This window comes from Erwinia sp. HR93, from assembly GCF_034555055.1.
Classification (GTDB): domain Bacteria; phylum Pseudomonadota; class Gammaproteobacteria; order Enterobacterales; family Enterobacteriaceae; genus Apirhabdus; species Apirhabdus apintestini.
The window spans coordinates 1,051,754-1,067,042 of sequence record NZ_JAXUDP010000001.1 but is presented as its reverse complement, the minus strand read 5'-3'; the positions used below and the strand labels follow the sequence as shown (position 1 = coordinate 1,067,042).

The following is a 15,289-nucleotide window of genomic DNA, read 5'->3' as shown; positions in this document are numbered from 1 at the left end:
CGCAGTGTGGTTATGGTTACAGCCCTCATCGCATTTACTGAGGGGTGGTGCTGGTCGTGGTGGTTGTGGTGGTTCCGGTATTTGAACCGTTACCACCGCCGGTGGCCGCAAGAGCAACCCCCACCGCAGACCCTACCGTGCTGGAACTGGTTGCCGTAGAGCTCCCTGTCGAAACAGAGGTCGCCGCGCTACCAGCCGCCTCTCCAACCGAAATCGGATCAGCATTTGCCGCACTAGCGGCAGCCAGCGTCAGTATGGCCATAGCGCCATAAAGCACTTTTTTCATAACAATTTCCCTTCAATGAATGAATGGAGATGTACCTGGAAAATTCCAGGCGCAGCGAGTATACACAACAAAAGAAAGCCCCTTACAGTGGGATATATATAAACTCAGACGAGGAGAAATATTAATGAAAGCAAATTCATCATTAAAAATAAGGATTAAAAATCATTAATAATTATCATGTTAGCAACACTCAATATAAAGATATTCTTAAATAAAAGACGATAACCAGAGAATATGAAAAATATTTTAGGATGAATCCCACAATCCTAAATAAATAGAATAACTCCACAGAAAAAGTAATCTTTTTAATAATTGTAAGAGGCCCTTATTTAATTTCCACGTTATTTCATGTATGAATAAAGCGATATATTTCCACACTCTTCCTGTAACAACTGTGCGCCGTGGGGAATTATTCCGGCAAACGCGATCGGCGCTGCCCGCAGGCGATTCACAGATCCTGCCGCTGCTTTAGCTCTTACCGGCAGCGCATATCCCCAGAACCAATAACGCGGCCCCGGTCGGGATAAATTCTAAATGTGAAGCTCGCAGCCCCAATCTCAGCGGCACTGCCAGAAAACGCCGACCCGTGTCACTTTACGGCAGGTTTTCCTGTTCTGAATCCTCTAAGGTTGTACATTCTCTGCGCAACAGGAGCGATGTATGTCTACGCTAACACTGGGCCTCTTTGGTATTGGACTGGATACCTACTGGCCGCAATTTCCCGCGCTGAAACCCCGGCTTGAAGGCTATCTGGAGCACGTCGCCGTGGGGCTAAGCCGCGATAATTACGCGATTATTAACGGCGGTTTAGTCGACAATGAAGAGGCGATGGAGCGCGCAATATCACGCTTTGAAACTGCGCGCGTCGACGCGCTGGTGCTCTACATTACCACCTATGCGCTTAGCGCTACGGTCCTGCCGCTGGTTCAAAAACTGAAAGTGCCGGTGTTAGTCCTCGCGCTGCAGCCAGAAGTCAGCATCCCCTGTGCCGCTATCAATCAACTTCCCGATCGCGGCGCCCGCACCGGCCAGTGGCTCGAACACTGCCAGGCCTGCAGCGCTCCGGAACTCATCAATGTATTTCAGCGCAGCGATATCGGGTATGAGCTTATTATCGGCCACCTGAAGGATGAGCAGGCCTGGCGAGAAATTCACCTTTGGCTGGCTGCAATGCATACGGCTAAAGCGCTGGCCGCAACCAATATCGGTATTTTGGGTCACTATTATGACGGCATGTACGATGTTTATTCGAATATAACCAATCTGTCGGCGCGGCTTGGAGTGCGCTTTAAAATCCTTGAAATGTGTGAACTGGCGACGATACGAGAAAAGGTAGAAACCGAACAGCTTGCCCGCAAATACGCTGAAGTTATCCACGCGCTGGACGTCGATAGCGCCTGCGAAGAAGCGGAGATAAAAAGGGCATTAACCACGGCCACCGCGCTGGACTCGCTGGTTGAAAAGCACCAGTTGGGAGGAATGGCTTACTACTATGAAGGCGCGCCCGGTTCCGCCCATGAAAACATTATTACCTCAGTGATCCTCGGCAATACGCTGCTCACCGCGCGCGGCATTCCCGTTGCCGGAGAGTGCGAAATAAAAAACGTCATCGCGATGAAAATACTTAGCCTGCTTGGCGCTGGCGGATCGTTCGCCGAGCCTTATGGTATTAACTTCACTGATGATACCGTGCAGTGGGGGCATGACGGTCCGGCGCATCTGCGGATGTCGGCAGAAAAAGTGAAACTGGTGCCGCTTCCGCTTTATCACGGTAAACCGGGAAAAGGCGTGTCGATTCAAATGACCGTCGCGCCCGGCCCGGTAACGTTCCTCTCCGTTATTGAGCATCGCGACGGCACTATCACATTGCAGTACGCGGAAGGTGAAGCGGTTAACGGAGAAACGCTGGATATCGGAAATACGAACAGCAACTACCGGTTCCCCGGCGGCGCAAAAGCGTTCACTCAGCGCTGGTGCGAGGGCGGCCCCGCGCATCACTGCGCCATCGCCACGGGCCACGTCGGCGATGCATTGCAAAAACTGGCTAAAATTCTAGGCGTGCGCAGCGCCAACATTTGTTAATTCACCGCCGCAGAGACAAAGGGCGTAAATATAACGGGGCGGAGAAACCAACGTTTCTCCGCCCCGGCTATTTTTGCCTTCAGGATAACCGCCCTGACGGGCCGGGATAACGCACCGTTAGTCCGCTTTTCGCCAGCTTTTATAGCGATTAATCAGCCCATTGGTGGAACTGTCGTGGCTGGTTACCGCGCTGTCATTGTTCAACTCCGGCAAAATACGGTTCGCCAGCTGTTTACCCAGTTCCACGCCCCACTGATCGAAGGTGAAGATATTCAGAATAGCGCCCTGGGTAAAGATTTTGTGCTCATAGAGCGCAATCAGTGCGCCAAGGCTAAACGGCGTTATTTCACGCAATAATATAGAGTTGGTTGGGCGGTTTCCTTCAAACACTTTGAACGGTATCACGTACTCCAGCGTCGCCGGATCTTTTCCCCGATCGCGATATTCCTGCTCAACCACCTCGCGGGATTTTCCGAATGCCAGCGCTTCAGTCTGGGCAAAAAAGTTAGACAGCAGTTTCGGGTGATGATCGGATAGCGGATTATGAGAAAGAGAAGGCGCGATAAAATCGCAGGGGACCAGCTTAGTACCCTGGTGAATTAATTGATAGAACGCGTGCTGCCCGTTAGTGCCCGGCTCGCCCCAAATGATTGGCCCGGTCTGGTAATCAACGGGATTACCGTTACGATCGACATACTTACCGTTCGACTCCATGTTTCCCTGCTGGAAATAGGCTGCAAAGCGGTGCATATATTGGTCATACGGCAGAATCGCTTCGGTTTCGGTGCCAAAGAAGTTGTTGTACCAAATTCCAATCAGCGCCAGCAGCACCGGCAGGTTTTTTTCAGGCGCGGTGGTCGAGAAGTGTTTATCCATCGCGTGGGCGCCGGAAAGCAGCTCGACGAAGTTATCAAACCCGACGGACAGAACAATCGACAGGCCAATCGCTGACCACAAAGAGTAACGGCCGCCAACCCAGTCCCAAAACTCAAACATGTTTGCCGTATCAATGCCAAACTCGCTCACCGCCCTCGCGTTGGTAGAAAGCGCCGCAAAATGTTTAGCAACGTGTTTTTCATCGCCAGCGGTTTCCAGGAACCAGTCGCGCGCGCTGTGGGCGTTGGTCATCGTTTCCTGGGTGGTGAAGGTTTTGGACGCCACCAGGAAAAGCGTGGTTTCCGGATCTACTTTTTTCAGGGTTTCGGCAATATGCGTGCCGTCGACATTAGAAACAAAATGCATATTGAGGTGATTTTTATACGGGCGCAGCGCCTCAGTCACCATAAACGGCCCAAGATCCGAGCCGCCAATCCCGATATTAACAACGTCCGTGATAGGTTTGCCGGTATAGCCTTTCCAGCTACCGGAAATAATAGCCTCGGAGAAATGCTTCATCTTCTCCAGCACGGCGTTAACTTCCGGCATGACATCCTTGCCATCAACCAAAATTGGCGTATTGCTGCGGTTACGCAGCGCCACGTGCAGCACCGCCCGATCCTCAGTACGGTTAATTTTTTCACCCGAAAACATTGCGCGGATAGCGCCGGTAAGATCGGCCTCTTTTGCCAGATCCTGCAGTTTCGCCAGGGTTTCTTCAGTAATGCGGTTCTTAGAAAAATCAACCAACATTAAATCGTCAAACGTCGCAGAAAACTTCTGAAAACGATCGCTATCATCGGCAAAAAGCTCAGAGATAGTGACATCTTTCATTGTATCGTAATGTTTTTGCAGCGCCTGCCAGGCGGCGGTACGCGTGGGATTAATATTTTTCATGGCAAATACTCTTATGATCTTGTGATAGGAGAACTGCAACTGGGGTCAATTGTAGCGCCACACGCGCTGAATCGTGATGATTTTTATGCCCTTTAAAATAACGTTTGTTCGGTAATCCTTGCCCTGCCCGACGTGCGATGCCTGAATCAGCGGCGTTAAGAAAGAGCGATAAGGCATTACGTTAAGGCGACTTTCTGGGATTGTTGCCGCCCAATTAACGGCAACAATCCGCTGCATAATTTTGCCCCCCTGCGCGCCACCACGGTTTTTTGTCGCGTTAAAAATCATGTCGTGCCCCAGATTTAGTAGTATGCCGCGCGCTTAAAAAAAGCGGTTTACAGGTGCGATTGAGTGCAGACTGCTGAGCGTAAAGCGTTATCGCCTAAAAAAATATGACGCGCGCACAGCATCGGCAAAGTGATTGACAGCCCCCCTGCCCGCGGGTTACACCTATCGGTGCAACTTATGCGCAATAGCGCGTAAGCCAGAAGAGGTGCGTCGCCCAGGTAGTGTGTCCGAGGAGCCTATCCAATGAAGACACAGGAGGGGGAGCAACGCCGAGGAAATTTGCGCGTCGGCCGCGAAAGTTTCCGACCGCAGGGGCTGAATCCCCTGGGTTGTCACCCGGAGCGCCGCAGTGCAGCGTTTCGCAAGGTGGAGCGCTTCTGGGTAAACCGTAGCGCATGCCTTATTCTCGCTTCTACGTCTGCCCCGTTTCCCGCTCTTACTTTGTACCAGGGTATTTCATGATGATGGCCATCCAGGATGGCTCCCTGACACGAGGTTATTCATGACGCAAGTTACTTTCCCTACCGTTGTCGCAAAGTTTGGCGGCACCAGCGTTGCTGATTTTGACGCCATGGACAGAAGCGCCGATGTCGTTTTATCTGATACTGATACCCGGCTGGTGGTGCTCTCCGCTTCCGCAGGCGTCACCAATTTGCTGGTCGCCCTGGCTGAAGGGTTGCAGGACGCGGAGCGCTACATAAAACTCGATGCCGTTCGCGCTATCCAGTACGCCATTCTTGACCGGCTAAGCGATCCCCATACGATTCGTGAAGAAATCGACCGCCTGCTGGATAATCTGACCACGCTGGCGGAAGCCGCCGCGCTGGCTCCTTCTCCCGCCCTTACCGATGAACTGGTCAGCCATGGCGAATTGATGTCCAGCCTGCTGTTTGTCGAAGTGCTACGTGACCGTGGCGCCGAGGCGCAGTGGTTTGATGCGCGTAAAATTATGCGCACCAGCAATCGCTTTGGACGCGCCGAGCCAGATATCAATGCGCTGGCCGAACTGGCGCAGCAGCAACTGGCTCCGCGCCTGGCGCAATCACTAATTATTACGCAAGGGTTTATCGGCAGCGACGTAAATGGCCGTACGACGACGCTCGGTCGTGGCGGAAGCGACTATACCGCAGCGCTGCTGGGCGAGGCGCTTAGCGCCTGCCGAGTCGATATCTGGACCGACGTGCCGGGTATTTATACCACCGATCCGCGCATCGTCCCGGCGGCGAAACGTATTGATCGCATCGCCTTTGAAGAAGCGGCGGAAATGGCGACATTTGGCGCCAAGGTGTTGCATCCGGCCACGCTTTTACCCGCCGTTCGCAGTGATATTCCGGTGTTTGTTGGCTCCAGCAAAGATGCGCGCGCGGGTGGAACGCTGGTGTGCAAAAAAACCGAACATCCGCCGCTATTTCGAGCGCTGGCGCTGCGTCGAAAACAAACGCTGTTAACGCTGCACAGCCTCAATATGCTGCATTCACGCGGTTTTCTGGCGGAAGTATTCAGCATTCTGGCTCGTAACAATATCTCGGTAGATTTAATCACTACGTCAGAGGTTAATGTAGCGCTCACGCTGGATACCACCGGCTCCACATCCACCGGCGATACCTTGCTCACCAGCGCGCTACTAACCGAGCTATCTTCTCTGTGCCGGGTCGAAGTGGAAGAAGACCTGGCGCTCATTGCGCTGATTGGTAATTCCCTTTGCGCCGCCAGCGGTGTAGGAAAAGAGGTGTTCGGCGTACTGGATCCATTTAATATTCGTATGATTTGTTACGGCGCTTCCAGTCACAACTTATGTTTTCTGGTGCCCGGCAGCGAGGCCGAACAGGTCGTGCAAAAGCTGCACCGCAATTTGTTTGAATAGCCTCTGGCGAAATCGCATTTTACTTCGCGCCCGGGCAACCGGGCGCTACGCTTCGGCAATAAGCGCTCCGCGCATCATAAAAGCCCCCACCAAAATACTGCGTATTAAAAGACCGCCCTGTTACCCCGGCTTTGCGGCAGGACGTGATTTACATCAGAGCAAAATATTTAGGCCCGCCCATTCTGGAGTGAGGTTACCATCAGTGTCTGATATACCAGCCGGTCGAGGTCTTCCTCTCAACCCCAAGGCTAGGTGGTTACCGGGGCGGGCGGCTGTTTGGGTTTGATGAGTCCACGCATCGAACGCCTGCGATTAAAGTCGGGATGCAAAATTCAGGGCTTGCCGCGACGCTGGGCAAACGCTATTTCTCACCGTTAACGGCGCTGCCGGGCGCGCTGTTTTCGGTGCGGCACAAGATAGCCGACTCATTACTGGCAGGATACCGGCCGGGGAAAGCCGTAGCGACCCAGTGCACTGTCGCGCGCGGCATACCGTTATCTTTCAGCCAGCCCCGGCCCCGTGCGAAGTAATTGCGGGCGACGCAAGATAATCCGTTACATTTTAGTGGCCTTCCGCCCGCGCGGGGTAAGAGCAGGCCGCTATTCTGACGAAAATAGCGTTTGGCCGATACTCGCGCGCTGCCGCGCAGCGGGCGAACGGTTTTAATCTCAAGGAATGGATTATCTCTGGCCGGACAGAAAAGTTTTTATGAAGGGAAACCGCTGGCGACCCGCTATTCCGTTTACAGAGAGGTATCTGGTCGCCAGCGCTGTTATTCAAACATCAATATTCATCACGCTCATCGTCGTCATTCGGCTGTTCCAGCACGCTGTAAGCCACGGCGCAAAACAGTGAATTTAACCGCTTCATATCGCCCAGCAGCCCAAGATGCAGCGAACTGGTTTCAATACTTTGCACGTTCTGCTGATGCAACCTGTCAACATGCGCGTGCGCGTAGCGCCGATCCAGAATACGAAAGCGGTGTTTACTGCGACGCAGGCGACGAGCGCTGGCAACATCGCTGGAAAAAAAGACCGACAGCGCCAGACGCAAATTACTGAGCAAGAGCTGCAGCAGATTATCCAACTCTTTCAACCCTTCCGGAGAAAACGCGCGCCGCGCCGCCAGCGATTTATGCGCGACTTCGCCTCCCATACGCTCAATGATATCCGCCGCCTGCTGGAGATTAAGCGACATTTCGATTATCTCCGCCCAGCGCCGGGACTCCTCTTCCGCCAGCTCTTCCTTCGGCATGCGCGCCAGGTAGAGCTTTATTGCGGTATGCAGCACGTCCACATCGTCTGCCAGCTTACGCAACTCTTTTGCCTGGCGCGGCTCACCGTGCATCACCTTATTCCAGATTTCCAGCATATGCTCCAGCACGTCGCCCATACGCAGTGCCTCCCGCGCCGCGTTCGCCAGCCCCAACGCTGGCGTATCCAGCGCGCTGGCGTCGAGATGCTTCGGCTTCATGCGGTTTCCCACTTCCGGCGCTTCCTGAATGATTCGCTGGCAAAAGCGCGCCATCACGCCGGCAAACGGCACCATTGCAAGGCAGCGGATCAGGTTATAGAACACGTGAAAATAGATAACCAGCTCAGATTCCGGGAGCGCCAGCCGACGCATTTCACCGGCCAGTAGATGCACGAAGGGTAATACCAGCAGGCTACCAATTAATTTAAATAGCAGACTGCCCAACGCCACGCGCCGGGCGGCGGCATTCGCTGCGCTGTTGTTTAACATCGCCAGCAATCCGGAGCCAAGATTGGCGCCAATGACCAGGCAAAGCGCCACATCGAAAGAGATAACTCCGGTGGACGTTAAAGTCGCCGTCAGTAGCACCGCCGCCAGGCTGGAATAGCTGATAATGGCGAACATAGCCCCAATCAGTGCATCCAGCATAATATCGCCGGTCAGCGAGGCAAAAATGACTTTTACACCGGCGGCCTGGGTGATGGGCGTGACGGCTTGCACAATCAGTTCCAGCGCCAATAATATTAGCCCAAGGCCAATGCCTACTCGCCCTAGCTGCCCGGCACGCGTCTGTTTACGCCCGAGGAAAAAAATCACGCCGATAAAAATTAGCAGCGGCGACACCCATGAGAGGTCAAAAGTTAATACGCGCGCCATTAACGCGGTGCCGACATCGGCTCCCAATACGATGACTAACGCAGGCGTTAATGCCACTAAATCCTGAGCGACAAAAGATGTCACTAGCATCGTCGTCGCATTACTGCTTTGTACCAGCGCGGTAACGCCAATGCCGGCGCAAAATGCGAGCGGTTTTTTTTCAACGCTGCCACTTAACACGCTGCGCAAACGCGCGCCAAATACGCGCATAACGCCGGTGCGCACAATGTGCGTTCCCCAAACCAGCATCGCCACCGCTGATAGCAGATGTAACAGAGTTAACACACCTTCTCCTTAATCTTTATTTTACGTTTCCCTGGTAGCAACCGTGATTGTTACCCAACTGGCCGCCGCGCCAGCGATAGAAAATTCAATTCTGCGCTCATTAGGCTGATAGTGCCGCACGCTGTGAAACGATAATGGTATCTGCCTGTCAGGATGTTCAGTCATACGCTCCGGGCGTCCAGGCAGCGCCGGTATGAGGTACGCCCACCGTCGGCATCGGCGTATTGAACGCACCTAAAGACGATAATGCTCAACGATCCCAACGGGCTTAAGTATAAGCACTCTCGCTAAATCTCCCCCGTTTTGGGAGCCGGAACAGATTTTATCGTAAGTCCCCCCCAGCCGCAGCGGCTGGGGCATGCACGGGTAACAATGATTTGAGCCATCGACGGTAACGCCGCTTTCCGCTTTCCGCTTTCCGCTTTCCGCTTTCCGCTTTCCGCTTTCCGCTTTCCGCTTTCCGCTTTCCGCTTTCCGCTTTCCGCTTTCCGCTTTCCGCTTTCCGCTTTCCAAAGCCATCTGACAGCCACCGCTGGAATTTAGCATCACCTTTTTAAGCAATAGTTTTGCGTTTACTCATTTTCAGAAGCGTCGACTCTGCCAAGAGACAGATTTTACGCTGCCCCATTAACGGCAATCGTTTACCTACGGCACACTCATCGGCGGAAGTGCTGCCTGCGCAGGCGTTTCACCGCTAATGCAAAATAGCAGCCCACCCGCAATCAAGCGTTACGGGTTAGTGCGTTACTCAGCATCATAGCCCAAATTCGGTGCCAGCCAGCGTTCTACGTCCTCTACAAGCATGCCTTTGCGGCTCGCATAATCTTCCACCTGATCGCGCTGAATTTGCGCTACGGCGAAATATTTACTGTCCGGGTGACTAAAATACCAGCCCGCAACCGATGCTCCCGGCCACATCGCGAACGACTCCGTTAGCGACATTCCGGTATTCTTTTCAACCTCCAGCAACCGCCAGATTACGCCCTTTTCCGTATGTTCAGGGCAAGCGGGATAGCCAGGCGCCGGGCGAATACCCTGATAATTTTCCCGGATCAGTTCCTCGTTACTGAGCGCCTCATCGGGCGCAAATCCCCAGAACGCTTTACGCACTCGCGCATGCAGGTATTCCGCAAACGCCTCTGCCAGCCGATCGGCCACGGCTTTTACCATTATTTTATTATAGTCGTCATGCTGTGCTTCCCAGGCGCTGGCCAGTGCGTCTTCTTCCAGCCCGCCGGTGACGGCAAAAGCGCCGATATAATCAGCTTTCTCGCTTTGTTTCGGTGCCACAAAATCCGCCAGGCAATAGTTGGCGAAACCCGATTTTTCCGTTTGCTGACGAAGATGATGACTGACGGCTATCACCTCAGAGCGCGATTCATCCCGATAAATTTCAATATCATCCCCTACCCGGTTAGCCGGAAACAGGCCGACTACGCCGCGCGGAGTCAGCGAACCTTGCGCATCTAAACGATCCAACATCGCGTTGGCGTCATCAAACAGACGGCGTGCTTCTTCACCGACGACGTCATCGGTGAGAATGCGCGGATGTTTTCCGGCAAGCGACCAGGTGAGAAAAAACGGCGTCCAGTCAATATAGTGACGCAGCGTTTCAATGCTGGCGCTAATCGCCTGAACTCCGAGCTGACGCGGTACCGGCGGCGTATAGTTCGCCCAGTCAAAAGACAATGCGTTTTGGCGCGCGGCTGCGAGCGTTACCGGCGGAGTGCGCGGTTTTTTCCGGGCGTGCTGCGTACGTACGGTGTGATACTCTTTACGCGTTTTTTCTACAAACGCCGGGCGCAGGGAGTCCGAGAGCAGCGAGGAGACCACGCCGACGGTGCGTGAAGCATTCTGCACGTAGACGGTTGGCGCGCTGTAATGCTGTTCGATTTTCACAGCCGTATGCGCTTTGGAGGTCGTGGCTCCGCCTATCAGCAGCGGCAAAGTGAAGCCCTGACGCTCCATTTCTTTAGCTACGTTCACCATCTCATCCAAAGAAGGCGTTATTAGCCCGGAAAGCCCGATGATATCAGCGTTAACTTCGCGCGCGGTTTTAAGGATTTTATCGCACGGCACCATCACGCCCAGATCGATAATTTCATAGTTATTACATTGCAATACAACGCCGACGATGTTTTTGCCGATGTCGTGGACATCACCTTTGACCGTCGCCAGAACAATTTTTCCGTTGCTGCGCCCGGCGCTGCGGCTTGCCTCGATATAGGGTTCCAGGTACGCTACCGCCTGCTTCATGACGCGCGCGGATTTTACTACCTGCGGCAGAAACATTTTCCCGTCACCGAATAAGTCGCCGACCACGTTCATGCCCGCCATTAACGGGCCTTCAATAACATCGATGGGTTTTGCAGCCTGTTGACGCGCTTCCTCGGTATCCTGCCTGATAAATTCGGTAATGCCTTTTACCAGCGAATATTCCAGCCGTTTATCCACCGCCCAGCCGCGCCACTCTGCCTGCTGAGGCTGATTGTCTTCACCGGCCTTGCTGGCGCGGTAGCGTTCCGCCAGTTCTAGAAGGCGCTCGGTGGCGTCATCGCGTCGATTCAGAATGACATCTTCCACCGCATCGCGCAGATCGGTTGGGAGATCGTCGTAGATAGCAAGCTGCCCGGCATTAACGATTCCCATATCCAGCCCGCTGCGGATGGCGTAATACAGGAATACAGCGTGGATTGCTTCACGCACCGCGTCATTACCCCGAAACGAAAAAGAAACGTTGGATACGCCGCCGGAAATCAGCGCATGCGGCAGTTCGCGCTTAATGTCTTCACAGGCACCGATAAAATCCTGCGCATAATTGTTATGTTCTTCAATGCCGGTAGCGACCGCAAAAATATTGGGATCAAAAATGATATCTTCCGGTGGGAATCCTACTTCCTGAGTCAGGATGTGATAGGCGCGCCGGCAAATTTCAATCTTACGCGCGCGGGTATCCGCCTGGCCCGTTTCATCAAAAGCCATTACCACCATCGCTGCACCGTAGCGCCGCACCAGTTTTGCGTGCTGGATAAACGCCCCAACCCCTTCTTTCATGGAAATAGAATTGACGATGCCTTTCCCCTGGATGCACTTGAGCCCTTGCTCAATAACCTCCCATTTAGAAGAGTCAATCATGATGGGAACGCGCGCAATATCCGGTTCGCCGGCAATTAAATTCAGGAAGCGCACCATCGCCGCCTCGGCGTCGAGCATCCCTTCATCCATATTGATATCAATAATCTGCGCGCCATTTTCTACCTGCTGACGTGCGACATCCAAAGCTTCGGCATAGTTTTCTTCTTTAATAAGCCGCTTGAATTTCGCCGAACCGGTCACGTTGGTGCGTTCACCGACATTCACGAACAAACTATTCTGCTCAATGGTCAGCGGCTCCAGCCCGGACAGACGGCAGGCTACCGGGATCTCAGGCAATGGACGCGGGGCAAGCCCTTCAACCGCCCGGCTGATAGCGGCAATATGCGCCGGTGTGGTACCGCAGCATCCACCAACGATATTGAGAAAACCCGCCTGCGCCCACTCGCGGATTTGGCTGGCCATCGCATCGGCGTCTAAATCATATTCGCCAAATGCGTTAGGCAATCCGGCATTGGGATGCGCACTGACATAACACGATGCCACGCGTGAAAGCTCAGCGACATACTGACGCAGTTCATCCGGCCCAAGCGCACAGTTGAGGCCAAATGCCAGCGCGTCCGCGTGGCGCAGGGAGTTATAGAATGCCTCGGTCGTCTGGCCGGATAAGGTGCGCCCTGAGGCATCGGTGATGGTCCCGGAAATCATGACCGGCAGCGTAACGCCCAGTGCTTCAAACTCCGTCTGCGCGGCAAAGAGCGCGGCTTTTGCATTCAGAGTGTCAAATACCGTTTCAATCAGGATAAGATCCGCGCCACCTTCAATGAGCGCGCGCGTAGATTCCCGGTAGGCGGCCACCAGACCATCAAAGGTAATATTACGGAATGCGGGATCGTTAACATCAGGTGAAATCGATGCCGTGCGGTTGGTGGGGCCGAGTACCCCCGCCACATAGCGCGGTTTATCCGGCGTTTTGGCGCTCCATATATCGGCACAGGCACGCGCCAGCCGGGCCGCCTCCCGGTTAATTTCAGCCGACAGCGATTCCATTTGATAATCCGCCATCGCAATCGGCGTAGAGTTAAATGTGTTGGTTTCGATGATGTCAGCGCCCGCTTCCAGGTAGGCATCATGAATGGCACTAATAATTTCCGGGCGCGTTAGAGACAGCAGATCGTTATTGCCTTTCACATCGCAGGGCCAGTCCGCAAAGCGCGCACCGCGGTAATCCGCCTCCTGTAAACGGTAGTTCTGGATCATCGTGCCCATGGCGCCATCCAGAATTAGAATTCGCTCAGCCATCTGCTGACGCAGTTTTTCAACGCCTTTACCCACGCTCGCCTCTCTGTTTTGTTATATTGCTGATAACACCCGCCGTGTTGGCCTTTTCGTTATTTTGCGGCTGGCCGTTAATCCTGACACAGGTTAATAAAAGGTTAAAGTTTACCGCCGTTAAAGCCCTTCAGTCTGAGTACCCGATGCGCGTCGAAGGATGAGTTATGCAATTTATCGCCTGAATGGCCATTAATGGCTATTTGGTTGCGCTATAGCGTATTGAATATCACGGCCTGCCAGTCTCCGGCGCGCGGGCACCTGAAATTGCCAGGCAAGCGGGCAGGGCTATTCCAGCGTAGGATTCATATGCCGCAGGTCGTACGGCGTTATCTGGTAAACGTAATAGTTGAGCCAGTTGCTAAACAGCAAATGCCCGTGGCTGCGCCAGCTCGCCCGCGGGGTTTGCGTTGGATCGTCCCGTGGGAAATAGTTTTCAGGAAGCACCGGGGATAGCCCGGCTTCTCTGTCACGAAAATATTCATTCGCAAGCGTGGAGGCATCATATTCCGGATGCCCGGAAACAAATGCGATGCGCTTATCTTTGCTGGCAAACAGATAGGCATCTCCCTGTACCGTTTCAGCTAAAATTTCCAGATCGGTATAGTCGCGGATTGTCGCCGCCGGAAAATCAGCGTTACGCGAGTGGGGTGCCAAAAATGTGTCATCGAAGCCCCGGGTGAGTAAAGCATGCGGCTGCGTCGTATGGTGCTCATATACCCCGGAAAGTTTCGTTCTACGCGTCTGGCGGGGAATGTTATACAAAATATTGAGCGCGGCCTGCACCGCCCAACACACGCACAGCGTTGAAGTAACATGAGCCTGCGCCCAAATAAGAACGCGTCGGATTTGCTCCCAATAGACGATATCGTTGAATTCCACTAACCCCAGCGGCGCGCCCGTGACGATAAGACCATCAAAGTTTTCCTCGCTGATATCAGCAAAATCGCAGTAAAAGTTGTTGAGATGCTGTGCGGGTGTATTGCGCGATTCGCGGCTGTCAATACGCAGAAGCTGGATATCGACCTGTAAAGCGGAGTTGGAAAGTAACCTGAGAAACTGGTTTTCCGTTTCAATTTTTTTCGGCATCAGGTTGAGGATGAGCACTTTTAAAGGGCGGATTTCCTGTACGCGCGCCCGGGAGCTTGTCATTACAAAGACATTTTCCTGACGCAAAAAACTCACGGCCGGTAACTCGTCGGGTACCCGAATTGGCATAACCTTCCATCCTCTCTATATACGTTTACACGTTTAGACATCCAGATGCCTGAAGATAGCGTGCCTGAGTACAAATGTCGAGGCGGGATCGGATAAGTGAAAAAGTTTCAGGCAGGTTAGCGGCATTTTGCTGCTGATACGGAGATACGCCATCGCTTTTGCACTGAGGGCTATGAAAAAGGGCTGCCTGCGCTGGCCGGACGGGATGGATGGCATGTGAGACGCGCGGCCGGGCGCGTGACGTTATGGTCCGGCATTCAGTAAAGGCCGCAGGGCCTGCGACAGCGGCCGTTCCGCTGGCGTGGCAGAATAGCCGCGCGTCCGCTGCGGGGAAATTGCCGGGATCACCGCCCCGCGGCGCCTCTCCCGCAGCCTGTAAACACTGCGCGGGCCGGCGGGCGGTTACCCAGGCAAAGCCGCGCCCGGCGCAAACACGCGATGATATTCTGGCTCATTGCGACAGCGCCAGGCTAAAGCATTACAGCGGCGGGCCGGCGCCGCAGGCGTCAGGGGGCAGATATTATTTTACCCTCAGACGCGGTCAGTGGCAGGGCAAACAGGATAAACAGGATAAACAGGATAAACATAATCCGGCGCGGTGATAACCGGCCAGTGCGGCTACCGGCCGCGGGGCTTACGGCGTGAGCCTGTCCGGATGTGGCCGGACCCGGTATCGCGCTGTTTTTCGCATAAAAAAAAAACCCGGCCAGATGACCGGGGTTCTTCCTGTATAAAAGCCTGGCAGTTCCCTACTCTCGCATGGGGAAGCCCCACACTACCATCGGCGCTACGGCGTTTCACTTCTGAGTTCGGCATGGGGTCAGGTGGGACCACCGCGCTGTCGCCGCCAGGCATATTCTGTCACCCGCCGCCGCACTCTCGCGCCGCCACGGGTCTTATCCGTCACAAACTGAAAATACTCTCAACCCCTCAAAACA

9 protein-coding genes, 1 rRNA gene, 1 pseudogene and 1 riboswitch are annotated in these 15,289 nt (G+C 54.0%); of the genes and pseudogenes, 3 read left to right on the top strand and 8 right to left on the bottom strand.

Annotated elements, in window-relative coordinates; all coding sequences use genetic code 11:
- Positions 1-34: 34 nt before the first annotated feature.
- Positions 35-286 (bottom strand): exopolysaccharide production protein YjbE, encoded by a 252-nt coding sequence (gene yjbE / locus SFA31_RS05055; RefSeq protein WP_322836990.1) that lies wholly within the window; start codon positions 284-286, stop codon positions 35-37.
- 660 nt (positions 287-946) lie between these two features.
- On the opposite strand from yjbE, the gene SFA31_RS05050 reads away from it, so the two are divergent.
- Complete coding sequence (locus tag SFA31_RS05050) at positions 947-2,368, top strand: L-fucose/L-arabinose isomerase family protein (RefSeq protein ID WP_322836989.1); 1,422 nt, start codon at positions 947-949, stop codon at positions 2,366-2,368.
- Positions 2,369-2,485: 117 nt separating this feature from the next.
- On the opposite strand, the gene pgi is transcribed toward SFA31_RS05050, so the two are convergent.
- Both pgi and SFA31_RS05040 read right to left on the bottom strand, forming a co-directional pair.
- Positions 2,486-4,141 (bottom strand): glucose-6-phosphate isomerase, encoded by a 1,656-nt coding sequence (pgi, locus tag SFA31_RS05045; protein ID WP_322836988.1) that lies wholly within the window; start codon positions 4,139-4,141, stop codon positions 2,486-2,488.
- Between the two features lie 45 nt (positions 4,142-4,186).
- Positions 4,187-4,429: a hypothetical protein gene (locus tag SFA31_RS05040; protein ID WP_322836987.1), complete on the bottom strand. Its 243-nt coding sequence runs from the start codon at positions 4,427-4,429 to the stop codon at positions 4,187-4,189.
- A 192-nt stretch (positions 4,430-4,621) separates the two neighbouring features.
- A riboswitch (Lysine riboswitch) is annotated at positions 4,622-4,814 on the top strand.
- 117 nt (positions 4,815-4,931) lie between these two features.
- Here SFA31_RS05040 and lysC point away from each other — a divergent pair.
- Both lysC and SFA31_RS05030 read left to right on the top strand, forming a co-directional pair.
- Positions 4,932-6,293 (top strand): lysine-sensitive aspartokinase 3, encoded by a 1,362-nt coding sequence (gene lysC / locus SFA31_RS05035; protein ID WP_322836986.1) that lies wholly within the window; start codon positions 4,932-4,934, stop codon positions 6,291-6,293.
- 248 nt (positions 6,294-6,541) lie between these two features.
- Positions 6,542-6,823: pseudogene (locus SFA31_RS05030) on the top strand (hypothetical protein); the annotation flags it as partial.
- Between the two features lie 253 nt (positions 6,824-7,076).
- On the opposite strand, the gene SFA31_RS05025 reads toward SFA31_RS05030, so the two are convergent.
- From SFA31_RS05025 to rrf, 5 genes are all read right to left on the bottom strand, one after another.
- Positions 7,077-8,708: a Na/Pi cotransporter family protein gene (locus SFA31_RS05025; protein ID WP_322836985.1), complete on the bottom strand. Its 1,632-nt coding sequence runs from the start codon at positions 8,706-8,708 to the stop codon at positions 7,077-7,079.
- Positions 8,709-8,942: 234 nt separating this feature from the next.
- Positions 8,943-9,227 (bottom strand): hypothetical protein, encoded by a 285-nt coding sequence (locus SFA31_RS05020; protein WP_322836984.1) that lies wholly within the window; start codon positions 9,225-9,227, stop codon positions 8,943-8,945.
- 225 nt (positions 9,228-9,452) lie between these two features.
- On the bottom strand, positions 9,453-13,136 hold the full coding sequence (gene metH / locus SFA31_RS05015) for a methionine synthase (RefSeq protein WP_322836983.1): 3,684 nt from the start codon (positions 13,134-13,136) through the stop codon (positions 9,453-9,455).
- 285 nt (positions 13,137-13,421) lie between these two features.
- Complete coding sequence (metA, locus tag SFA31_RS05010) at positions 13,422-14,351, bottom strand: homoserine O-acetyltransferase MetA (protein ID WP_322836982.1); 930 nt, start codon at positions 14,349-14,351, stop codon at positions 13,422-13,424.
- Positions 14,352-15,087: 736 nt separating this feature from the next.
- Positions 15,088-15,203, bottom strand: a 5S ribosomal RNA gene (gene rrf, locus SFA31_RS05005).
- Positions 15,204-15,289 lie beyond the last annotated feature (86 nt).